Consider the following 23,066-nt stretch of genomic DNA (forward strand, 5'->3'; position numbering starts at 1 on the left):
GGGACGTCAGAGTCCCGCGGCCGGGCCGCGGTCGGGAGTGTACTCGGTCACCAGCAGCGCGATGTCGTCCGCGCGGTCGGGGGAGCGACGGGCTTCCTGCAACAGCCGGTCGGCCAGCTCCTCCAGGGAGTCGGCGCGCGCGTGGGCCAGCGAGCTGCGCAGCCGGTCCACGCCCAGGTCGATGTCGGCGTCCCGGACCTCCACCAGCCCGTCCGTGTACAGCGCCAGCACCGAGCCGGGGGCCAGCTCCCACTCCGTCTCCGGGTAGCCGGCCGTCGGGTCCACGCCGAGCACCGCCCCGCCCGGCAGATCCAGGACCTCCGCCGTACCGTCGGGGTGGCGCAGCAGCGGGGGGCAGTGGCCGGCGCGGACGGCGCGGATCCGGCCGCTCGCGGCGTCGAGCCAGAGGTAGCAGCAGCTGGCGAGCAGCGTGGCATCGAGGTCGATCATGAGTCGATTGGTGCCCGCCACCACCTCGCTGGGCCGGTGTCCGGCGGTGGCGAACGCCCTGACCGCGCTGCGCAGTTGGCCCATGAGGGCGGCGGCCGCGACGCTGTGCCCCTCCACGTCCCCGATGACCAGGGCCAGCCCGCCGCCGGTGGGGATCGCGTCGTACCAGTCGCCGCCGATGTCCATCCCGGTGGTGCCCGGCAGATAGCGGCCCGTGATGCGCACCCCGGCCAGCGCCGGCAGCCGGTGCGGCAGCAGGGCGTGCTGGAGCCCGCGGGCGATGGCGTGCGCCTCGTCGAACAGCCGCGCCCGCTCCAGGGCCTGGGCGATCAGCCCGCCGAGCGCGCCCAGCACGCTGCGCTGCTCGGCGCGGAGCCGGTGGACCGCGTCGAAGCCCAGGACACAGGTGCCGACCGGCCGGCTGGAGGCGATCAGCGGGAGGTAGACCCAGGAGCGCACCCCGTCCGCCGGGAGGTCCGGATACTCCCGCGCCAGCTGCCGCTCGGACTCGATGAACAGCGGGGCGCCGGTGGTCAGCGTCTCCGTGCCGGGCAGTCGGGCGTCCAGCGTCGCCCCCTCCAGCCGGCCCAGGAAGTCATCGCGGGATCCGGCGCGGAAGAGCAGCCGCATGCGGCCGTCGTGGACCGCGAAGATCGCCAGGTGTTGGCCCCCGAAGGCCGCCAGCACCTGCTCGGCGACGACGGCGCACACCTCGCGGGCGGTGACGGCCTCGGTGAGCGCACTGCCCAGCTGCAACAGGTGGTACATGGCGCCCAGCCGGGGCCGCGCGGCGTCGTCCGGCACGGCGACCGCCGTCGGGGCACCCGGCTCCGGATCCGTTCCGGACTCGGGACCCCGTCCCGCTTCCGGCTCCGCCTCCGGTCCCGAGGCGCGCCCCGGTCCCGGCCCGCGCTCCCGGTCCGGATCCGGCTCCGACCGCACGGCGTCGGCCGGCGCGGGCCGGTCCGCCGGGGCGACCCGGGCCGTCACCCCGTCGGCCGCCGGGTGCAGGACGAAGGTCAGCCACTGGTCCGGTGGCCGACGGGCGAGGAAGGACGTGGGCTGCTGGGACACCATCGCGGCCCGGTGCCGGTTCTCGTAGCCGGGGTCGGCCAGCCACGGCAGCACATCCCACAGCCGCAGGCCCAGCACGTCCGCGGCGTCGATCCCCAACAGCCGCTCCAGGCCGTGGTTGACATAGGTGATCCGCCCGTCCGGGTCGAGCGCGACGACTCCGTCGTGCAGCCGCTCGACCGCCGCGACGGCCCGACTTCCCGCGCCGGGATCCAGGACCGCACCCACCAGGTGTGAGCGCGCCGCCTCCCCGGCGTCCTCCGGCACCCGTCCCCACAACTCGACCGTGCGCAACCGGTCGTCGCCCCCGCGCACCCGCAGCCGGCGCGCCAGCACCCGGCCGTGCTGGACCGCGGCGCGGGCCGCGGCCCGGAACGCGGCGAGGTCGCCGGGGTGGATCCGGGAGGCGAGGGTGGCGGCCCGGCCGTCGTATCGGGCCGGGTCCAGCCCGAAGATCGCGCACAGCTCGTCGTCGGCCGCCAGGGCGCCGGTGTCCAGCCGCCAGTCGAACAGGCCCACCCGCACCGAGGGGGTGGCCGTGGCCGGGACCTCCAGCACGACCGTGTGCGCGTCGTACTCCACCCGGTGGCCCCGGGCGCGCAGCGCGTCCAGCCCGGCGCCGAGCCGGCCCGCGGTGGCCCGAAGATGTCTCAGCTGGGTCTTGGTCAGCCCTTCGGTGCCGGGCGGCGCGGCCCAGACGACGGCCAGCGCCCCGAAGATCTCCCGCCCCGCCCGGACCGGCACGGTCGCCGAACCGAAGGCGTACGGCAGCGCCACCGCGAGCTGCGGGAAGCGACGCATGGAGGCGTCGCCGTCGGCCAGGTGGACGGTCCGCCCGGAGCGGTAGGCGGCGGCGATGGGGATCGGGCTGTTGACCGGGATGAGCCGCCAGCCGCCCAGCAGCGACGGCGGCGACCCGCAGGCGGCCACCAGCACCAGCGAGCGGCGGTCGTGCGAGCGGAGGAAGACGCTGCCGGCGTAGCCGCCGGTCTCCTCGACCGCCTTGGCCACGGCGGAGGTCAGCAGCTCGTCGCTCTCGGCCGTGTGATCACCGGGCGGGCCCGCGGCCACGCCGCTGTGGCCCCCGGTGTCGCCGCCGACCGGCGCTCCCACCCGCTCGGTCGGCCCGTCTCGGCCCATGCCTCTCGATTTACGCTCGGTGCCCGGCGGTGTCAAGGAGGGGCGGGGGCGGCCCCGAGCGGCGCTGCCAGAACGGGCCGTCCCAGCGGCGTTCCGCCTGGTAGTACGCGGCACGCGCGTGCAGGAACTCGGTGTGGACGGCGTCGACGACGCGGGCGTAGCGGGGGAGGGCGGCCCGGTCGCCGGCCGCGTCCGCGGCGATCGCCGCGGCGGCCGCCAGCCCCGTCGCCAGCGCGGCGGTGATCCCGCGGACCGCGAGCGGGTCGGTGGCGCTCGCCGCGTCGCCGACGGCCACCCAGCCGGGCCCGGCGGCCGGCACCGTGCGGCTGGTCCCGGCGCTCAGCACCGTGCGCTCCACCCGCCCACCGTGCCCGACCAGCAGTTCCGCGACGTGTCGGGTGGCGCGCAGGGCGCCCCACCACCCCGGCGCGGTCCGCAGCCCGGCGGGGCGCGCCAGGTCCGCGTCGGTGACCGCCATGACCACGCGACGGCCATGCGGCAGCGGAGCCGTGTACCACCAGCCGTACGGCACGGACTCCACCAGGGAGGTCCGCTCCTCGCCGCAGCGCCCGGTCGTGCCGCCCCCGCCGTCCCCGTGGGACCCGCCGCCCCCGGCGCCGCCGTCAGCCCCGTCGGCCGCCGGCAGCAGCGCGCCCACCGCCACCAGATGGTCGGTCGCCAGCAGCCGCGCGCCGAGCCGCCGCGCGACGCGGGCGCGGGCACCGGTGGCGTCCACGACGTAGGAGGCGTGGAGGACGCACGTCTCGGCACCCGGCCGTGGGCGGCCGGCGCGGCCCGGACCGCGCCCCGGGTACGCGGCCGCCCCGCCCGTGCCCGTGCCCGTGCCCGTGGAGACCGTCACCCGCCAGCGGTCGCCGACGCGCGCCAGCCCGCTGACGCCGCCCCGCCGGAGCCGGGCACCGGCCGACCGGGCGGCCCGGCGCAGCGAGGCGTCGAAGCGGTCGCGGTCCAGGTGCCAGCCGGGGCCGTAGGGGCCCTGGAGGAAGGCGGAGTCGGCGAGGTCGGAGTGGCCCCAGGCGGAGCGGTGGCCGTGACAGGGGGCGTGACCGTCCCGCAGCACCGTCTCCAGGACCCCGAGCCGCGCCAGCGGGACGCGGGCCGCGGGCGGCAGGCTCTCCCCGATCCGCGGGGAAGCGGGTCGCGCGGACCGCGGGGGCCGTCGCCCGCCCACGAGGGAGACGCCCAGGAGGGGGTCGCCCGGGAAGGGGGCGCCCGGGAGGGGGTCGCCCGGGAAGGAGTCGCCGAGGGGGAGGGTGGCGTCCAGGAGGGTGTCGCCCACGGGCACGTCGTCCTGGGGACCGGGGTCGACCAGCAGCACCGCGGCCCCGGCCCGGGCCAGCGCGAGCGCGGTCGCCGCGCCCGCCGGCCCGGCTCCCGCGACCACGACGTCCACGGTGTCCACGGCGTCGTCACGCTCGGCGACGGGCTCCGGCCCGCGCCCGTCGGCGTCCGTCAATGGACCCCGCCCATGCCGTGGACGCGAAGCCGCAGCGGGCTGTCGGACTCGCTGACCGGCTGGGGGGTCGACAGGCTCACCCGGACCTCCGGAGGCTGGGCGTCGGGCAGCGGGCAGCCGGCCTCGACCCAGGCGTCGACGATCTCCGCGGGGGACGAGTCGACCGGCAGCTCCGCCGCGAGCCCCGCCTGGTCGACCGGGCCGAAGAGCTCCTGGAGGAACTCCGTCCGGCGTGCGGTACGGGCCGTGGCGCCGCCGGCCGCCTCCGGCACACCCCGGTTGGCCGGGTGCGCGACGGCGGCCAGCAGCACCTCCGTGGGCTGGAGCGACCACCACGCGGCCGGGCGTTCCACCAGATGACCGGGGTTGCCCGGCTGCGGGCCGACCATCGTGTTCCCGTTGGCGGAGAGGCCGTCCGGCCGGGTGCGCAGCACGTCGGTCAGCGCGACCATCGACTCCAGCGGGGAGAGCGTGCGCGGCACCGGCCGCTCCCGGGCGAGCGAGTCGATCCACTCCCGCCACAGCGCGGTCTCCGCCTCGGTGAACACCCGGTACATCGGCCCGTTCCAGGCGAACAGCTCGAAGAGCCGGCTGCGCGCGGCGTCCCCCGGGGTGACCCACTCCGAGCCGCCCAGCGCCCTCAGCAGGCCCTCCGGGTCGGCGAACCAGTCGTTGAGATAGCTGCCGCCGAGCCGCTTGCGCTCGTGGTTGCGCGCGGCCCAGGGCGCCTTGGCCTTGATCATCTCGATCAGCCGCCGCTCCACCTCGGGCGGTCGGTGCAACAGGGTGAACAGGTCCTCGCCCAGGTTCCCGGTCGTCTGGAAGGCGACGTACCCGTTCCAGATGCGCTGCCACTGCCGCTGCACGGCCTCGTCGCCCCCGCTGGCGTGCTGCTCGTCGAGGTGGAGGACGATGGCGTCGCGGGCGAGCGCGCCGTGCCCGTGCGCCGCGTTGTCGATGCCGATGTGCATGCGGAAGAAGCGCGAGTCGATCCCGTGATGGTCCAGCAGCTCCGCCGTGGGGACCACGTCGAGCACCTCCCACTCCAGCCACAGCGTCATGCCCAGCAGCTCGGGGAAGAACTCCTCGGGGTGCAGGGAGATCGCCAGCGCGAAGGCGGGCACCGTGAACGCCGAGTCGAGCAGCTCCGGCCGCCGCGCGAAGGCGTGGCTGTCGACCGGTGGCAGGAAGACCCCCAACTGGTGGAGCAGCCCCTGGTACAGCGCCGAGTGGTTCAGCGCGGGGTTGCCGTCGCCGACCTCCTCCTTCCAGATGGTGAAGAGCAGGGCGTGGATGTCGTCGATCGGCCTGGCCTCGGTGATGTGGCGCAGCCAGACGCCGTCGAGCAGGTTGAACGGCGCCATCTGGCGCAGCCGTTCGACGATCGACGCCCGGGTGGGCGAGAACCTCTCCCGCCGCGGATCGTAGGCGTCCGCCTTCTGGGCCAGCCTGGTGTAGATGAGGTCCAGGCGCTCCTCCAGGTTCTCGCGCGTGTAGCGGAAGGGCCGCTGGGTCAGCGGGGTCCGCGGGCTGTGCTGGACGGCGACCGCGTCGGCGAGGACCTTGCGCACATACTCCCGCGAGGCCGCGACCTGCTCGGGGAAGCGGTCGGGGTGCTGCAGGGTGTAGAACCACTCGCGGTCGCTGAGCCCGACGTGCGCGGCGCGCTCGGTCTCGACCAGCACCCGACCGCCGTCCGGCGCCCGGCGGGGAACGACGAAGCCCAACCGGCTCCACTGCCGGACCATGTCGTTGTCGCCGGCGTGCTCGCGGACCCGCCGCCACTCCTCCGCCATCCGCTGCTCGTACGCCGTGTCGCTCTCGCCGGCGCCCCGGGGAAGCCTCGGCTTGTGGACCACCTGCTCGCCGACCCCGCGCGCCCACGGCTGCCGGTAGGAGAGCGGCGCGGTCGCGCCCGGCAGGGAGTCGCCGGCGCCCTGGAGCAGCGCCAGGAAGTGGGACTCGGGATAGACGTCGTCGGGCCGCTGCGCCGGCCACCAGTGGGTGTGACACTCGTAGAAGTCGGCCTGCCAGGGGACCGCCATGTACTTGGTCAGGTCGCCCGCCGCGAAGCCCGGACCCAGGTGGAACGGGCCGTCGAAGCTCTCCGGGCGCTGGACGACGTACGTGGTCTCGATGCCGGGGTAGAAGGGCCCGCCGGAACAGGCCTCCAGGGCGGCCCGCAGCAAGGCCCGCGGCTCCTCGGCCGGCGCCGGCTCCGGCGGTGTGGGGGCCGTGCCCGGCCAGTCCGCGGCGAACTCGCCCTCGGCCCAGCGGCGCATCCGCTCGTACGGGCCGGGCGGCAGCGCCATCCAGCGTCGCGGCCTGCCGTCCACCGGGTCCCCGTCGTCGCCGGCGAGCTGCGGCATGAACTCGGAGGTGGCCTCGGCCACGCTCTGGCCCGGACCGCGCAGCCGCCGGAACACGGCCCGGCGCAGCTCCCGGTGCGCCGGGTCGGCCGAGGCGAGGCGGGCCAGCAGCCGCGGCGCGGTGAAGTCGCCGGCCTCACCGGTGCCGTGGCCGCGCAGGGCCGCGGCGTTGACCCACTGGTGGTCGGAGAGGCGGCTCAGGATCGGGTGGATGTGGCGGGTGAAGGAGACCTCGTCCCCCGGGCCGTACGGCTCCAGCCCCTGGGCCTCGGCGATCACGTCGTAGAGGGTGACGAGGTTGGTGGTGTGCGGCGAGAAGTCCGGCGGGCCGACGACCACCCAGGCGGACCGCGCGTCGAGCCGCCGCGGCCCGTCCGCGCCGCGCAGCGTGACCGTCGCGGTGACCGGGCCGTCCGAGACGTCGTCGTACCAGTAGTCGTTGTTGGCGTAGTGCGTGATCGCCCGTTCCGGCTCGCTCGCGCCCGAGCGGCCGAAGCCGCCCAGCACCAGCAGTCGCCCGCGGTCGTCGGTGCGCAGCTCGCCCAGCGGCACCGGGATGCCCAGGAAGGTGCCGGTGTCGAACCGGGCCCCGGAGCCGTCCTGGCCGGGACCGGTGACGGTGCGCGGGCCCGGCTTGATCACCAGCTCGGCGCGCGCCCGCGGGTCGTCGACCGCGATGTGCTGGTTGCGCCGCAGGCGTGGCTCGTCCGACGGCGGCTCCTGGTAGCGACCCAGGAACCGGAACCACTCGGCCTTGGCGTTGACGAGCTCGACCGTCCAGGAGATCTCGGCGGTCTCGGCCGTCAGCTCACCGAGGACGTTTCCGTCCGCGTCGTAGCCGTAGACCCGGAACCGGGCCGCCTGGCGCTTCACCCGCCCGACGGCGTCCTTGAAGCCGCCGTCCGGCTGTGCCGGCACCCCCGGCCGTTCGGGGCCGACGAAGAAGGCGGTGGGGCTGTCGCCCACGCGCGCGATGCCGATGGTCGGGTGGATCTCGCAGCGCACCACGTCGTCAGGGTTCACGACGACCAGGCTGCGGCACGGAACGGCCGGATACACGGACCGTCACCTGCGCGGAGCAGCGGCGCGCGGCAGCCGGCCCGCCCCCGCCCCCTCGGCGTCCGCCGACGGACCCCGTCCCCGCCCCTCGGCGTCCGACGAGGGACCTCCGTCCCCAACGCCGGCGGCCGGCTGAACCGAGGGTTCAGCCGGCCGAACGGCGGCGGAGGTTGCGTCCGGGGGACCTCCGCCGCCGGGACACCCCGTCCACGGAGCGTTGTCGAGGGGGTGCCGTCCTGGGAGGGGTGGGTCAGCGCTTGACCTTGCGGGTCGCGCGCAGCCACTCCTTGTTCATCGCGGTGATGGAGACCAGCGGGATGCCCTTGGGGCACGCCGTGGCGCACTCGCCGGTCAGGGTGCAGCCGCCGAAGCCCTCGGCGTCCATCTGGGCGACCATGTCCAGCACCCGGGTCTCCCGCTCGGGAGCGCCCTGGGGCAGCACATTGAGGTGGTTGACCTTCGCCGAGGTGAAGAGCATCGCCGCGCCGTTGGGGCAGGCCGCCACGCAGGCGCCGCAGCCGATGCACTCGGCGTGCTCGAAGGCGAAGTCCGCGTCCGGCTTGGGCACCGGGGTGGCGTGTGCCTCCGGGGCGGAGCCGGTCGGGGCGCTGATGTAGCCGCCGGACTGGATGATGCGGTCGAACGCGGTGCGGTCCACCACCAGGTCCTTGATCACCGGGAACGCGGCGGCGCGCCACGGCTCGATGTCGATGGTGTCGCCGTCCTGGAAGGACCGCATGTGGAGCTGGCAGGTGGTGGTGCGCTCGGGGCCGTGGGCGTCACCGTTGATGACCAGGCTGCACGCGCCGCAGATGCCCTCGCGGCAGTCGTGGTCGAAGGCCACCGGCTCCTCGCCCTTGAGGGTGAGCTCCTCGTTGAGGATGTCGAGCATCTCCAGGAACGACATGTCCGGGGAGACGTCGTCGAGCTCGTAGGTGGCCATGGCGCCGGGGGTGTCGGCGTTCTTCTGGCGCCAGACGCGCAGGGTGAGCTTCATGCGTAGCTCCGCTGAGTGGGGTGGACGTACTCGAAGATCAGCTGCTCCTTGTGGAGCACGGGGGCCGCACCGGTCTCGGTGAACTCCCAGGCAGCGGCGTAGGAGAACTCCTCGTCCTTACGGGCCGCCTCGCCGTCGGGGGTCTGCGACTCCTCGCGGAAGTGGCCGCCGCAGGACTCCTCGCGGTGCAGGGCGTCCAGGCACATGAGCTCGGCCAGCTCCAGATAGTCGACGATCCGGTTGGCCTTCTCCAGCGACTGGTTGAACTCCTCGCCGGTGCCCGGGACCTTGATCCGACGCCAGAACTCCTCACGGATCTGCGGGATGCGGTCCAGGGCCTTGCGGAGCCCCTCGTCGGTGCGGGCCATGCCGCAGAACTCCCACACCAGCTCGCCGATCTCCCGGTGGAAGGAGTCGGGGGTGCGGTCGCCGTCGACGGCCAGCAGCCGGGTCAGCCGGTCCTCGGTCTCGCGCAGTGCCTCCACGGCCGCCGGGTGCGAGGCGTCGACCGCGTCCTTGTGCGGGTTGCGGGCCAGGTAGTCGTTGATGGTCGACGGCAGTACGAAGTAGCCGTCGGCCAGGCCCTGCATCAGCGCGGAGGCACCGAGTCGGTTGGCGCCGTGGTCGGAGAAGTTGGCCTCGCCGATCGCGAACAGCCCCGGCACGGTGGTCTGGAGGTCGTAGTCGACCCACAGCCCGCCCATCGTGTAGTGGATGGCGGGGTAGATGCGCATCGGGACCTCGTACGGGTTCTCCGCCGTGATCCGCGCGTACATGTCGAAGAGGTTGCCGTACTTCTCCTCGACCTTCTTGCGGCCCATGCGCTTGATGGCGTCGGCGAAGTCGAGGTAGACGCCCTGCCCGCCGGGGCCGACGCCGCGACCCTCGTCGCAGACGTTCTTCGCGGCCCGCGAGGCGATGTCGCGCGGCACCAGGTTGCCGAAGGAGGGGTAGATCCGCTCCAGGTAGTAGTCGCGCTCGTCCTCGGGGATCTCGGCCGGCGGGCGGTTGTCGCCCTTGGCCTTGGGCACCCAGATGCGGCCGTCGTTGCGGAGCGACTCGCTCATCAGGGTGAGCTTCGACTGGTGGTCGCCGGAGCGCGGGATGCAGGTCGGGTGGATCTGGGTGAAGCACGGGTTGGCGAAGTAGGCGCCGCGCCGGTGCGCCCGCCAGATGGCGGTCGCGTTGGAGTTCATGGCGTTCGTCGACAGGTAGAAGACGTTGCCGTAGCCGCCGCTGGCCAGCACCACCGCGTCCGCGAAGTGCGTGGAGATCTCGCCGGTCACCAGGTCGCGGGCGACGATGCCGCGGGCGCGGCCGTCGACGACGATCAGGTCCAGCATCTCGGTGCGGGCGTGCAGCTCCACGTTGCCCGCCGCGATCTGGCGGGAGAGCGCCTGGTAGGCGCCGAGCAGCAGCTGCTGGCCCGTCTGGCCGCGGGCGTAGAAGGTGCGGGAGACCTGCACACCACCGAAGGAGCGGGTGTCCAGCAGACCGCCGTACTCGCGGGCGAACGGCACACCCTGGGCCACGCACTGGTCGATGATCTCCACCGAGATCTGCGCCAGGCGGTGCACGTTGGACTCGCGGGCGCGGAAGTCGCCGCCCTTGACCGTGTCGTAGAACAGCCGGTGGATCGAGTCGCCGTCGTTGCGGTAGTTCTTGGCGGCGTTGATGCCGCCCTGGGCGGCGATCGAGTGGGCGCGGCGCGGCGAGTCCTGGTAGCAGAACTGGACCACGTGGTAGCCCTGTTCGGCCAGGGTGGCGCCGGCGGCGCCACCGGCCAGGCCGGTGCCCACGACGATGATGGTGTGCTTACGGCGGTTGGCGGGGTTGACCAGCTTGGCGTTGAAGCGGTGGGTGTCCCAGCGCTCGCTGACCGGGCCGGAGGGGGCCCGCTCGTCCTTGATCGGCTCGCCGACGGGGTAGTCGGTGTACTCACGGGATGTGCTCATGGTCACTCCACCACTCCGGTCATGACACCCACGGGCACGGAGATGAACCCGACGGTGAGAACGAGCGCCAGGCCGTTGGCGATGGCCTTCAGCGCGCGGTCACGGGTCTTGCTGCCCGCGCCGAGGGTCTGGGCGGCGCTCCAGAAGCCGTGCCGGACGTGCATGCCCATGGCCAGCATGGCCGTGATGTAGATGACGTTGCCGTACCAGGTGGAGAAGGTGTCCACCACGTTCTGGTAGGGCTTGCCCTCCTCGAACCCGTCGGGGTGCACGGTGCCGGTGGTGAGGTCCAGGACGTGCCAGACGATGAACAGACCCAGGATCACGCCGCCCCAGCGCATGGTCCGGGTGGCGTAGCTCATCCGCGCCTTCTTGTGGACGTACTTCTCCGGGCGCGCCTTGATGTCGCGCCTGCTGAGCTGGTACGCGGACACAGCGTGCAGGATCACCGAGGTCAGCAGGATGACCCGGGCTCCCCAGAGGCCCCACTTGTGGTGCAGGACCGGCGCTCCCATGACGCGCAGCCAGTGCCCGTAGGCGTTGAACTCCTCCGCGCCGAAGAAGATCTTCGCGTTCGCGACCATATGGACGACCAGGTACCCGATCATGATCAGGCCGGTCACACCCATCACGATCTTCTTGCCGACGGTCGAGTCCCAGAAGGTACGCGCCATGGACGGCCGTCGGTCCGTCCGCGTTGCCAATGCCATGAACACGACGGTAGGCCCAGGCGGGTCGAAAGATCCAAGATATTAAACCGATGCTCTCGATAGCCTGGCCCTATCGACGTCGGTGGGGCGTCGCGTGCCCTCCGCCCCGGCGCCCCACGCCCCTCCGGGCGCCGGCCGGCGCGGGCCGCGGCTCGTACGGCGCGCGGCCCGCCCGCGGCTCAGATCCAGCCGCGCTCGACCGCCCGCACCCCCGCCTCGAAGCGGCTCTGGGCGCCCAGCCGCTCCATCAGCTGGGCCACCACCCGGCGGACCGTACGGTCCGACATGCCCAGCTGGCGGGCGACCGCGCTGTCCGTCAGCCCCTGCATGAGCATCCGGAGCATCTGCCGCTCGGCCTCGCTGGGCGCGTCCTTCCGCTGGTCCGGTGGGATCTCCGCGCGCTGCCAGAGCAACTGTGCCAGGGCGCCGAACGCGGGTCGCACATGGGGGTCGGTTACGAGCACATAGGTGGAGTCGGGCTGCAGTCCGGTGGTGAGGATCGCCCCGCCCTCGGTGAGCACCATCGCGCCCGGCGGCAGCCGGGAGCTGTAGCGCACCTGGACGCCGTGGTCCTGCTGCCAGGCCACGTGCTCGGCGATGTCCGGAACGCCGCGGGTGCCGTGCGGCAGCACCGTGCGCACCCCGCCCTCGCGGTCCCACAGCCGGCTGCCGGCCCCGCGCAACACATCCAGCAGCGGATCCTCGGACGAGGTGTAGTTCCAGTAGCAGAACACCTCGCCGGTCCCCTCCGCCAGGAACCGCCGGGTCGCCTCGGCGAGTTCGACGGCGCCCGGCAGCGGTCTGGAGTCGACGGTGATCGAAACCATGTCAGTCCCCCTCTGAGTGGAAACGAACCCGGCGTCACCGCCTCCGAGGAGGTCCGCCGACGGCCGGTACGGCATGAAAACCGGTCACCCGCCCCGCGGAACGGCGCGTTGACCGGTTCACGCCATGGTGGGGCCAGAAGCGGACACCGCGGCCGACCGGGCCGGTTCCTCGTCTCCCTCGTCCCCCGGCAGCGCGCCCACCAGATGCAGCAGCGCGCTCAGCCCCCGCCCCTCCCCGGAGCGCAACTCCAGCCGACCGCCGGCCGACTCGATGAGCTTGACCGCGATCGACAGCCCGATGCCGGTGCTGGGGAACGGGCCGCGGCTCCAGCCGCGTTCCAGCGCCGCCTCCCGCTCGGAGTCGGGCAGCCCCGGACCCTCGTCCCGGACCCGGATCCGCAGCCGGGGGCCGGCCACCGTGATGGCGATCTCCACCACGCCGCCCTCGGGCGAGTACTTCAGGGCGTTGTCCAGCAGGACGTTCAGCGCCTGCTCCACCGCGCCGGGCCGGGTCAGCCCCCAGGCGTGCCGCGGCATCTCCAGCGTCATCCGGATGGCGCGCTGTTCGGCGACCGAGGCCCAGCCGCGGACGCACTCCTCCACCAGCCCGCACACCTCCACCACCTGGGTGGAGCGGTCGGCCGGGTGGGAGCGGGCGTGTTCCAGCATCTCGGTGAGCGTGCGGTCCAGCCGGTCCACGTCGGCGAGCAGCCGCTCGTGCCGCTCGGCCGCCGCGTCGGGCAGATGGGGGCGCAGGTTCTCGAGCCGCAGCCGCAGCGCCACCATCGGGTTGCGCAGCTGATGGGCGACGTCGGCCAGGAAGCTGCGCCGGTCCTCCATCATCGACTGGATGACCGCGGCCAGTCGGTTGACCTCGGCGGCCAACCCCTTGAGGGCGTCCCCCTCGCAGTGCTCCGCGGTCCGGGCGTGGAACTCGCCGTCGGCCAGGGCCCGTACGGTGTCGCCGATCCGATCCAGGTCGCGCAGCGTACGCCGGCGCAGGACCAGCGTCGGCAGGGCGCAGAGGGCGACGCCGAAGGGGAGCAGCAGCCCCAGGGTGATCCACACCGTCAGGATGCGGCTGCGCAGCTCCGTCGCCGACTGCCGGAGCAGCAGCACTCCCGAGCCGGCGCCGTCCACGCTCAGGGGAGCCTCGACGGAGAGGCGGCCGCCGACCGGCGGTAGCGGCCGCTCGGCCAACTGGCCCTCCGGCACGCCGCCCTGCCAGGTGGAGGGGGTGAAGGCGCGGGCGTGGCCGTCGGCGTCGACCGCCGAGCCGCGCACCGTGCCGTCGGGCCAGCGCACCGAGACCTCCAGCCGCTGCGCCGCCGCGAACTCGACGAGCAGCCGGTCCACGCCGGCCGCGTCGCCGTTGGTCATGGCGTGCGAGAGCGGCGTGGCCATGGCGTCGGCGCTGCCGCGGAGCCGGTCGGTGGCGGCCCGGTTGGCGTGCTCGGCGTAGAGATAGCCGAGGGGGACCAGCAGGGCCGTCAGCACCGTGCCGATCAGGAGGCACTGGACGATGGAGTGGATCTGCCGCATCGACCCGGGCCTCAGGGCGCGGGCTGCGGCTGGAAGCTGAAACCCACCCCGCGCGTCGTCTTGATCCACTTCGTGGAGCCGAGCTTGCGGCGCAGCGCGGCCACATGGGTGTCCAGGGTGCGGGAGCTCCCCGCCCACTGCTGATCCCACACGGCGTCCAGCAACTGCTCGCGCAGGAAGACCCGGCCCGGCGTGCCGGCCAACAGCACCAGCAGCTCGAACTCCTTGCGGGTGAGGATGATGGGCCGGCCGTCCAGCGACACGGTGCGCTGAGCCGGGTCGATGGTGAGCCGGCCCCGGGTGAGGACCGGGTTCACCGGCTCGGCCGGGGCCGGCGGCGTCCCGGTACGGCGCATCACCGCGGCCATCCGTGCGAGTAACTCCTGGAGTCGGTACGGCTTGACGATGTAGTCGTCGGCCCCCAGCCGCAGCCCCAGGACCTTGTCCATCTCGTCGGAGCGCGCGGTGACGGCGATGATCGGCACCGCGCACATGGCGCGCAGCCCGCGGCACACCTCGAGTCCGTCCATGTCGGGCAGGTTGAGGTCGAGCAGCACGATGTCGCCGCACTCGTGTCTGCGGAGGGCCGCGGCGCCGGTGGAGACATGGTCCACGGTCCATCCGTACTGCTGGAGTCCCTCGGTCAGTGCGTCGGCGACTTCGACGTCGTCCTCCACAAGCAGGACCCTCATATGGCTGTCATCCCCCGGCGATCAGCGCATGCGTGTGTCGTCGCGGACGTCCCCGTACGTCCGGTTTTCGAAGAAACGTTGCTCCCACTGTCGTGTCGGTGATCTTACATACGCTTAACGCAACTCTGTAGGTACGGGAGCCGTGATTTTGCAGAGCCTGCCTAGGCTCAGTCGTGATCCGGGGCGGATGAACGACGGAGTGGCCCGCCCCGGCTTCGTCGCGATACGGGGGTATGCGAAACATGGCGAAGGGACCGCCTGGTCGTCCCATACACCGCACTTTGACCTTCTGGACGATGTGCGGGTTAGGACTCGGTGTCGTATTCGGGGTCGTCGCCCCGGAGGCGGGGGAGCGGATGCGCTTCCTGGCCGACGCCTTCATCTCACTGATGACCATGCTCATCGGTCCGGTCATCTTCACCACGGTGGCCGGCGGGCTGGCCTCCCTGGGCGGCCGGCGCCTGCTGAGCAGCCTGTCACTGAAGGCCGTCCTCTACTTCGAGGCGGCCACCACGCTGGCGCTCGTCATCGGACTGCTGGTCGGCAATCTGCTGGGCCGGCTGCCGATCCCCGCCACCGATCCGGGGCCGGACGTCGACAAGCTGGCCTCGCTGCAACGACAGGCGGAGAGCTTCGGCAACGGCTCACTCAGCCTGGACGCGGTGGTGCCGCACAGCTTCTCCTCCGCCGTGATCGGCGGAAACATGCTGCACACCCTGGTGGTGGCCGCGCTCACCGGGGTGGCCCTGGTGATGGCGGGGCGGCGCGGCGCGCCCGTGCTGGACCTGATCAACCGGGGCAGCCACATCCTGTTCTGCATGGTGCGGATCGTGGTCGCCGGGGCACCGGCGGCGGCCTTCGGTGGCGCCGCGTACACGGCCAGCCAGATCGGCGTCGTACCGCTGGGTGGACTGGCCTGCCTGATCAGCGCCTTCTACCTCACCTGCGCGGCGGTGATCTTCCTCGGGCTCGGGCTGCTGGCCAGAGCCAACGGCTTCTCGCTGCTGCGGCTGGTGCGCTATCTGCGACATGAGCTCCTGGTCGTCATCGGCACCTCCTCCTCGGGCCCGGTCTTCCCGCGCGTGCTGCGCAAGCTGGAGCTGGCCGGGGCGCCGCGCGGCACCAGCGCCCCGGTGCTGGCCGGCGGCTACTCGCTGCACCTGATCGGCACCTGCCTCTACCTCACCATGGCGGCCATGTTCGTCGCGGTGACCAGCGGAAGCGGGCTCTCCCTCGGAGACCAACTGCTCTTCCTGGCCATCGCGATGATCGTCTCCAAGAGTGCGGTGGGAGTGACCGGCTCCGGGCTGCTCACCCTCCTCGCGACCATCTCGGTGACGCAGTCGGTGCCCATGGCCGGCGTGGCCCTGCTGATCGGCATCGACCGGATCATGTCCGAGGCCCGGGCCGTCACCAACCTCATCGGCAACAGTGTGGCGACCCTCGTCATCACCAGGTGGGCCGGCCAACTCGACCTGGACCGGCTCAACCACACCCTCTCGGCGCAGCGCCCCGCGGAGCTGGACCGACCCGAGGACGATCCCTCGGTCGTGGAAATCCGCATCTCCGACGGCAAATAGGCTCCGCCGCCCGCCGGTTTCCCTCTCGGGACCTCTCTCAGAATTGCGCGTCTCGCTCCTTACCCCCACCTGCACGTCGCTCCACGTGAATTAGTGGAAAAGGAATCAAGGCATGACCGTGACCACGCTCGCAGTCCAGTCCATCGACCACCGGGAAAACGCGGAGGTGCGGCCGCCGCGACCCCACAACCCTTCTTTGCATTCCACGTTGTCCATCGCGCGGCGTGAAATCGTGATGGTGCGCTCGGAGTCCATGCCGCGCCAGGACGAACTCCGGCGCGAGGCAAGCACGTTGATGAGCCTGCTGCGGCGCTGGGTGCGGATCTCCGTCATCTGGGACGAGCGCCTGCTGTCCCACCCCGCGATCGTGGAGTACGTGCTGTGGCAGGCCCGCTCGGGAATCCAGGTGCGCACCGCCGCGGAGGTTCCGGTCACCATGGCACTGGTCGACGACGCCACCTCCGCGGTGGTCGCGGAACCCGGCCAGGGCGCGCCCCGGGGAGAGGGCTCGGTGAGCGTATCCCGCTGCCCGGACACCGTCAGCATGCTGCACTATCTCTTCCTCGGCCTGTGGGAGGGCTCGACGCCGCTGGCCGTGGAGAGCTGGTCCCCGGACGACGACCAGTCGCTGGACGTGCTGCGCATGCTCGCCCGCGGCCTCACCGACGAGCAGATCGCCCATCGACTCGACGTCTCCAAGCGCACCGTGAGCAGGACCGTCGCCAAGCTGATGCGGGAGCTCAACGCGCGCAGCAGGTTCGAGGCCGGGGCGCTGGCGACCCGCCTGGGCTGGTTCGGCACCGGTGACTGGCGCGGCTGACCCGGGCCGGGAGGTGCCATGACCCCGAGGCGCGTACGGCGCGGACCCACGGTCCGCGCCGTACGCGCCTCTGCGGATCCCGCCGCCGGATTGGGACAGGCGGCGTCGTCCAGCGGACAAGCTCCTTCAGCTGGCGGCGTCGCCCGGCAATCGTGTGCCTGTGCTCCGTTACCCCGCAGTACGGGCGAAAGGTGAGGCGTTGATGCAGGCCAAGCGATGGCACCGACTGACGGCTGGTCAGGTTCCGCGGTGGATCCGTGGTGCCCTCCCCGGGGGGTCGGCATGACCGGCCGTCCCGTAGTGCTGCTGCTCGGCGGCAGCCCGAGCCCACGCTCGCACACGGCGGCCGTCATCGGCGCCGCCGCCGGAGTGCTGACCGAGTTGGGCGCCGAGCCGCTGGTGTGGGATCTGGCCGCGCGCCCGCTGCCGATCGTCGACGCCTCCTGCCACGGCCGTCCGGAGCTGTACGCCGACCCCCTGGCGCGCCAGCTCTCGCCGATGGCCGCCCGGGCGGACGCCTTCGTGCTGGCGTCGCCGACGTACCACGGCTCCTACTCCGGAGCCCTGAAGAACGCCCTGGACCACCTGGACGGCCATGAGATGGCCGGCAAGCCCGTCGGGCTGCTCGCGCACGGGGAGAACCTGACCGCGGTCCAGGTCTGCGACGCGCTGCGGACGGTGGTGCGGGCCCTCAAGGGAGTGGCCGTACCGGAGCAACTCGTCACCGTGCCGGGTGACTTCGAGCGGATGGGGGACGGGCGACGGCTGCTCGCCGCCCCGGCGGCGCGGGGCCGACTCGACGTCCTGTGCCGCTCCCTGGTCGCGGTCACCCGGCAGCTCGCCGCCGGTGACGCCATCGGCATCGGAACCGCGTAGGAGTGACGGGATGAGCGCAACGGAGGCGCCGGGCGACCGCGCCAGACGGGACAGAACGCACTACCTCTACATCGCCGTCATCGTGGCGGTGGTACTGGGCATCGCGCTCGGCTTCGCCGCGCCCGACGCGGCGGTGGAGCTGAAGCCGGTCGGCACCGGCTTTGTGAACCTCATCAAGATGATGATCTCCCCGGTCATCTTTTGCACGATCGTGATCGGCGTCGGCTCGGTCCGCAAGGCGGCCAAGGTCGGCGCGGTCGGCGGCCTGGCGCTGCTGTACTTCCTGACGATGTCGACCGTCGCGCTCGCCATCGGACTGCTGGTCGGCAACGTGCTGGAGCCCGGCAGCGGACTGGAGCTGACCGAGTCGGCGCGGCACGCGGGAGAGGCCCAGGCGGAGAAGGGCGGCGAGTCCACCACGGACTTCCTGCTCGGCATCATCCCCACCACCCTGGTCTCCGCCTTCACCGCGGGCGAGGTGCTGCAGACCCTGCTGGTCGCGCTGCTCGTCGGCTTCGCGGTGCAGGCCATGGGGAAGGCGGGCCGGCCGGTGCTGACCGGCATCGGCCACATCCAGCGGCTGGTCTTCCGTGTGCTGTCCATGATCATGTGGGTGGCGCCGGTCGGCGCGTTCGGCGCGATCGCGGCGGTGGTCGGCGAGACCGGGGCGGACGCCCTGAAGTCGCTGGCCGTCATCATGGTCGGCTTCTACGTCACCTGCCTGCTGTTCGTCTTCGTGGTGCTCGGCACGGTGCTCCGCCTGGTCGCCGGGATCAACATCCTCGCGCTGCTGAAGTACCTGGCGCGGGAGTTCCTGCTGATCCTGTCCACCTCCTCCTCGGAGCCGGCGCTGCCGCGGCTGATCGCCAAGATGGAGCACCTGGGGGTGAGTCGGCCGGTGGCCGGCATCACCGTTCCGACGGGCTACTCGTTCAACCTCGACGGCACCGCGATCTACCTGACCATGGCCTCGCTCTTCATCGCCGAGGCGCTGGGCGACCCGCTCTCGCTGGGGCAGCAGGTCTCGCTGCTCGCCTTCATGATCATCGCCTCGAAGGGGGCCGCGGGCGTCACCGGCTCGGGCCTGGCCACCCTGGCCGGCGGTCTGCAGTCGCACCGCCCCGAGCTGGTCGACGGCGTGGGCCTGATCGTCGGTGTCGACCGCTTCATGAGCGAGGCGCGCGCCCTGACCAACTTCGCGGGCAACGCGGTCGCCACGGTGCTGATCGGCACCTGGACCAAGGAGATCGACCGGGAGCGGGCCGCCGAGGTGCTGGCCGGCCGGCTGCCGTTCGACGAGACCACGCTGGTGGACGACGGCCACGGGGCGCCGGCCGATGACGGCGACGACCGCGGGGCGCCGGCCCCGACGGCGGCTGTTCGATGACTGTTGGGAGTACCATGACCGGCCAAGACATTCCGAAGATAGCGGCGTTCCGGCAGAACCTCCGGGACTACCGGGTGCCCTACCTCCCCTTCGGCAGCACGCTGGGGCCCGCCGAGATCGAGGCGGTGACCCAGGTCATCAGCTCGGGCGAGACCCTCTCCGGCGGCGCGTGGCGCACCCGCTTCGAGGACGACTTCCGCGCCTCTGTGGGCGCCCGACACGCGATGAGCGTCACCAGCGGGACGGTGGCCCTGGAGTTCGCCATCCACCTCCTGGACCTGCGGCCCGGGGACGAGGTCGTCGTCACGCCGCAGACCTACCAGGCGACCATCCAGCCGCTGCTCCAGTACCCCGACGTCCGGGTCAGGTTCTGCGACGTCAAGGAAGACACCCTCAACCTCGACCCGGAGAGCCTGCGCAAGCTGCTCAACGACAAGACGCGCGCCATCATCCTGGTGCACTACGGCGGGCTCCCGGCGGAGATGGACGCCGTCATGGAGCTGGCCCGGGAGCGCGGCATCCTGGTGATCGAGGACTCCGCCCACGCCCTGGGCAGCAGCTACCACGGCCGCCGCCCCGGCTCCCTCGCCGACATCGGCTGCTTCAGCTTCCACTCGAGCAAGAACATCACCACGCTCGGCGAGGGCGGCATGCTCACCTTCGCCAACGACGACTGGGTCGACCGGATCGAGCGGCTGCGCGGCAACGAGGCGGACGCCGTCTTCGTGGCGCGCGACCACCGCTTCGGCACCTCGCGGGAGCCACTGCCCGGCGCGCTCTACCCGGGACACTCGTACACCCACGACTGCGTCGCCCTGCTCCGCCACGGCACCAACGCCACGCTCAGCGAGGCGGCCGCGGCGGTGGGAGTGGCCCAACTGCGCTCCCTGCCCGACTTCGTGGCCCGCCGGCGGATGATCGCCCAGCGGCTCAGGGAGGTGCTCGCCGACTACCCGGGCCTGGTCGCCGCGGTCACCGAGCCGGACGGGGTCGAGCAGTCCCAGCACCTCTTCACCTTCTTCGTGCGCGCCCCCGAACGGCTCAGCCGGGAGCGGCTGATCCACGAGCTGGCCGAGCGCGGGGTGCAGGTCCCGATCCGCTACTTCCCGCTCCACCTGACGCCCGAGTGGCGTTCGCGCGGACATCGCTACGGGGAGTGCCCCACCGCCGAACGGCTCTGGTTCGATGAGCAGATGAACCTGCCCTGCCACCCCGGTCTCAGCGACAAGCAGGTCGATCTGCTCTGCGAGCTGCTCGGTGACGCGCTGCGGGCGGCGCTGTGCTGAGGATCCTCGACGCACGAGCCGTCCGGGAGCTGCTGTCGGTCTCCGAACTCGCCGCGGAGATCGGCGCGGCCTTCACCGCGGGCGGCGACGGGGCCACCGAGTTCGCCCGCAGCTCGGTGCGGACCGACGCGGGCGAGCTGCTGCTGATGCCGGCGGTGCACTCCGACACCCTCTCGGTGAAGCTGATCAGCCTCTTCGACAACCCGCCGGAGCTGCGACTCCCCAGCGTCCAGGGGCTGGTGACGCTCTTCGACGCGGCGACCGGCCGCCCGGTGGCGGTGCTGGACGCCACCGCGGTCACCGAACTGCGCACCGCCGCGGTGACCGTCTGCGCCACCGACTTACTGGCCAGACCCGACGCCCGGGTGCTGACCGTCATCGGCGCCGGGGTGCAGGGCCGGGGGCATCTGGAGGGGCTGGCGGGGATCCGGCCCTGGGACTCCGTACGGCTGCACAGCCGCGATCCGCGCAGGGCCCGGAAGCTGGCCGGGTGGGCCCGGGAGCGGGGCCTCGCGGTCGAGGTGCTGGAGAGCGTCGACGCCGCCGTGCGGGACGCGGACGTGATCTGCACGGTGACCACCTCGCCGGAGCCGCTGTTCGAGGACTCCGCGGTGGCGCGGGAGGGCGTGCACCTCAGCGCCGTGGGCGCCTACGGCGCCACGCGCCGGGAACTGCCCTCGCGCCTGGTGGCGAGATCCAGCCTGTTCGTGGAGTCCGCCGCCGCGGTGCTGCGCGAGGCCGGGGACATCCTCATCCCCATCGCGGAGGGCGCCCTCCCGGCGGATCCCCCCATGTCCGCATTGGGGGAGGTGCTCGCGGGACGTCGTCCGGGGCGCAGGTCGCCCGGCGAGACAACCCTCTTCAAGTCCGTGGGCGTGCCAATCGAGGACGCGTTCACCTGTGATCTCCTCTATCGGCTCGCCCTGGCCCGGAACGCCGGGCAGTCGATTCCGTTCGAATAGCAGAATGCTGGAATCTCCGGGGTTCGTCCGGCCGCAAATCTAGAATGACCGGACGGCCGCCGGACCACCGACTGGCCGCAGGAGGACACCCCGCTGTCGTCTTGCTGACAAGAGATTGTCCCGCCTCACCGGCGCCCGGAAGTATGCGTCACCTCGCTACCGCCTCATCGACGCAAGCGCACTTCCGAGGTTGAGGGACACATACGCCATGCATTCGCCACGCTCCGCCGATCTGTTGTTCGCGCAACTCGATGCCGCCGGCCGTGCCGCCAAGCGCCCCTGGGCCGTGGACCACGAATCGGCCGCCGTCACCGTCAAGGACGGACAGGTGCATCCCTCGGATGTCGCCGCGGCCGCCCGACGATTCGCGCGGACGGCGGCGGAGCGTGGCGTTCGCGCGGGCGACCGGTGCGTCGTACGGCTGGAGAAGCCGCTGGACGTCCTGGTGGCCTTCGCCGGTCTCACCGCGCTCGGCGCGGTGCCCGTGCTGCTGAGCGCCCGGCTGGACGCGCCGACCGCCCACGCCGCGCTGGAGCCGGTCACCGGCCCGCTGCACCTGCTGATCGCCGAGGCTCGCGCGGCCGACTTCCCGGATTCCCTGACACCGGGAGCGACCCGGCTGATCTGGGAGGACGCCGTCTCGGCGGTGGCCGAAGGGTCGGTCGAGCCGCCCCCGCACGGCGTGGAACTCGCCCCGGACCAGCCCTACCTGGTCACCCACACCTCCGGCACCACCGGCGTGCCCAAACTGGTCGTGCACACCCGGAACAGCTTCTACCAGCAGTCCGCCATCCAGACCCGGATGCTGCGGCCGATGTTCCTCTCCGGGTATCTCGCCGCGGCCATCTCCCCGGTGCACGTCCGCACCCTCTCCGGAATTCTCAGCGCCCTGCGACTGCGCCACTCGCTGCTGCTGCTCGCCTCAGAGGAAAGCGACAGCGTCGGCGCCCAACTCGAGCGCTGGCGGCCGGAATACCTGGAGACGCACCCGAACAGCTACATCACCTGGGAGGGCCTGGCGGCCGAGGGGGCGATGTCCTCGGTGCGCATGTTCCTGGGCACGTTCGACGCGATGCACCCGCGCACGGTCGACGCCATGCTGAATGGTTCCCGACGTCGTCTCGCGATGTTCACCGAGGTATACGCGCAATCGGAACTCGGGCCCATAGCCTTTCGTATCCGCACCCGGAGGACCGGCCGTTCCCGAAACACCGTCGGCGCCGAACTGGCCGGCCACCGCGTCGGCCGGGCCATTCCCGGATACAGCCGCATCCGAGTCGTCGACGAGCAGGGGAACCGGCTTCCACGCGGCGCGAGCGGTCGAATCCAGGTCCGTTCCAAGGGCCGCTTCGCCGGATATCTGAATTTCCCCGAGCGCTTCACGGAGAACCTCTTCGACGGCGGTTGGTGGGACTCCGGCGACTGGGGCGCGCGGACCGCGACGGGGACCCTGCGGCTGCACGACCGGCAGGTCGAGCGGCTGTCCGGGGCGACCAGCGGCATCGCGCTGGAGGACGTACTGCTTGACCGCGTACCGGAGTTGGCGGAGGCGGTCATCATGGAGACGGACGGACGACTCGTGCCCGTCCTCGTCAGCCGGTCCACCGCTCCCGTCACCGAAGAGCTGTGGCTCGCGGCCACGCGCGATCTGCCGTCCCTCGCGCCACCCCGCTTCGTCGCCTGGCACGACATTCCGCGGACGGCCACCGGAAAGGTGCGGCGAGAAGTCCTCCGGCACCGGCTGAACGGCTGATCCGCGCTCCCTCGACCGTCCGCGCGGTCACCGAATCCGGTTCCCCCGGCCGCACCTCGCGGCCCCGTCACTTCTTGCCGACATCCGTTCACATCAACTGGGGTGGTCTG

16 protein-coding genes are annotated in these 23,066 nt (G+C 72.5%); 7 read left to right on the top strand and 9 right to left on the bottom strand.

What is annotated here, in order from left to right:
- Nucleotides 1–6 precede the first annotated feature (6 nt).
- From LRS74_RS29635 to LRS74_RS29675, 9 genes are all read right to left on the bottom strand, one after another.
- Nucleotides 7–2,664 carry a SpoIIE family protein phosphatase gene (locus LRS74_RS29635; protein WP_277743870.1) on the bottom strand — a complete coding sequence of 886 codons (2,658 nt, stop codon included), beginning with the start codon at nt 2,662–2,664 and terminating at the stop codon, nt 7–9.
- 10 nt (nt 2,665–2,674) lie between these two features.
- Nucleotides 2,675–4,141, bottom strand: a complete 1,467-nt coding sequence (locus LRS74_RS29640; RefSeq protein ID WP_277743871.1) for a tryptophan 7-halogenase — start codon at nt 4,139–4,141, stop codon at nt 2,675–2,677.
- A complete protein-coding gene (locus LRS74_RS29645; protein ID WP_277743872.1) occupies nt 4,138–7,533 on the bottom strand; it encodes a LodA/GoxA family CTQ-dependent oxidase in 3,396 nt (1,131 codons plus the stop codon). The genes LRS74_RS29640 and LRS74_RS29645 overlap by 4 nt, the downstream gene beginning before the upstream one ends.
- 286 nt (nt 7,534–7,819) lie before the next feature.
- Nucleotides 7,820–8,566, bottom strand: coding sequence for a succinate dehydrogenase/fumarate reductase iron-sulfur subunit (locus LRS74_RS29650; protein WP_144383961.1), 747 nt, complete (start codon nt 8,564–8,566; stop codon nt 7,820–7,822).
- Complete coding sequence (locus LRS74_RS29655; RefSeq protein WP_277743873.1) at nt 8,563–10,521, bottom strand: fumarate reductase/succinate dehydrogenase flavoprotein subunit; 1,959 nt, start codon at nt 10,519–10,521, stop codon at nt 8,563–8,565. The genes LRS74_RS29650 and LRS74_RS29655 overlap by 4 nt, the downstream gene beginning before the upstream one ends.
- Nucleotides 10,522–10,523: 2 nt before the next feature.
- Nucleotides 10,524–11,231, bottom strand: a complete 708-nt coding sequence (locus LRS74_RS29660) for a succinate dehydrogenase (RefSeq protein ID WP_277743874.1) — start codon at nt 11,229–11,231, stop codon at nt 10,524–10,526.
- A gap of 179 nt (nt 11,232–11,410) precedes the next feature.
- Nucleotides 11,411–12,058, bottom strand: a complete 648-nt coding sequence (locus LRS74_RS29665) for a helix-turn-helix transcriptional regulator (protein WP_277743875.1) — start codon at nt 12,056–12,058, stop codon at nt 11,411–11,413.
- A 117-nt stretch (nt 12,059–12,175) separates the two neighbouring features.
- On the bottom strand, nt 12,176–13,600 hold the full coding sequence (locus LRS74_RS29670) for a HAMP domain-containing sensor histidine kinase (RefSeq protein ID WP_277743876.1): 1,425 nt from the start codon (nt 13,598–13,600) through the stop codon (nt 12,176–12,178).
- 11 nt (nt 13,601–13,611) lie between these two features.
- Nucleotides 13,612–14,292 (bottom strand): response regulator transcription factor, encoded by a 681-nt coding sequence (locus LRS74_RS29675; RefSeq protein WP_277743877.1) that lies wholly within the window; start codon nt 14,290–14,292, stop codon nt 13,612–13,614.
- Nucleotides 14,293–14,534: 242 nt separating this feature from the next.
- Here LRS74_RS29675 and LRS74_RS29680 point away from each other — a divergent pair, with 242 nt between their 5' ends.
- From LRS74_RS29680 to LRS74_RS29710, 7 genes are all read left to right on the top strand, one after another.
- On the top strand, nt 14,535–15,872 hold the full coding sequence (locus LRS74_RS29680; RefSeq protein WP_277743878.1) for a cation:dicarboxylase symporter family transporter: 1,338 nt from the start codon (nt 14,535–14,537) through the stop codon (nt 15,870–15,872).
- Between the two features lie 112 nt (nt 15,873–15,984).
- Nucleotides 15,985–16,692 (top strand): helix-turn-helix transcriptional regulator, encoded by a 708-nt coding sequence (locus LRS74_RS29685; protein ID WP_277743879.1) that lies wholly within the window; start codon nt 15,985–15,987, stop codon nt 16,690–16,692.
- A 282-nt stretch (nt 16,693–16,974) separates the two neighbouring features.
- On the top strand, nt 16,975–17,568 hold the full coding sequence (locus tag LRS74_RS29690; protein WP_277743880.1) for an NAD(P)H-dependent oxidoreductase: 594 nt from the start codon (nt 16,975–16,977) through the stop codon (nt 17,566–17,568).
- Nucleotides 17,569–17,578: 10 nt separating this feature from the next.
- Nucleotides 17,579–18,955 carry a cation:dicarboxylase symporter family transporter gene (locus tag LRS74_RS29695; RefSeq protein WP_277743881.1) on the top strand — a complete coding sequence of 459 codons (1,377 nt, stop codon included), beginning with the start codon at nt 17,579–17,581 and terminating at the stop codon, nt 18,953–18,955.
- Nucleotides 18,956–18,969: 14 nt separating this feature from the next.
- Nucleotides 18,970–20,241 (top strand): DegT/DnrJ/EryC1/StrS family aminotransferase, encoded by a 1,272-nt coding sequence (locus LRS74_RS29700; protein ID WP_277743882.1) that lies wholly within the window; start codon nt 18,970–18,972, stop codon nt 20,239–20,241.
- Nucleotides 20,235–21,203: an ornithine cyclodeaminase family protein gene (locus LRS74_RS29705; protein ID WP_277743883.1), complete on the top strand. Its 969-nt coding sequence runs from the start codon at nt 20,235–20,237 to the stop codon at nt 21,201–21,203. Before LRS74_RS29700 ends, LRS74_RS29705 begins: the two co-directional genes overlap by 7 nt.
- 208 nt (nt 21,204–21,411) lie before the next feature.
- Nucleotides 21,412–22,956, top strand: coding sequence for a class I adenylate-forming enzyme family protein (locus LRS74_RS29710; protein ID WP_277743884.1), 1,545 nt, complete (start codon nt 21,412–21,414; stop codon nt 22,954–22,956).
- The last annotated feature ends 110 nt before the right edge of the window (nt 22,957–23,066 follow it).

The organism is Streptomyces sp. LX-29, assembly GCF_029541745.1.
Lineage (GTDB): Bacteria > Actinomycetota > Actinomycetes > Streptomycetales > Streptomycetaceae > Streptomyces.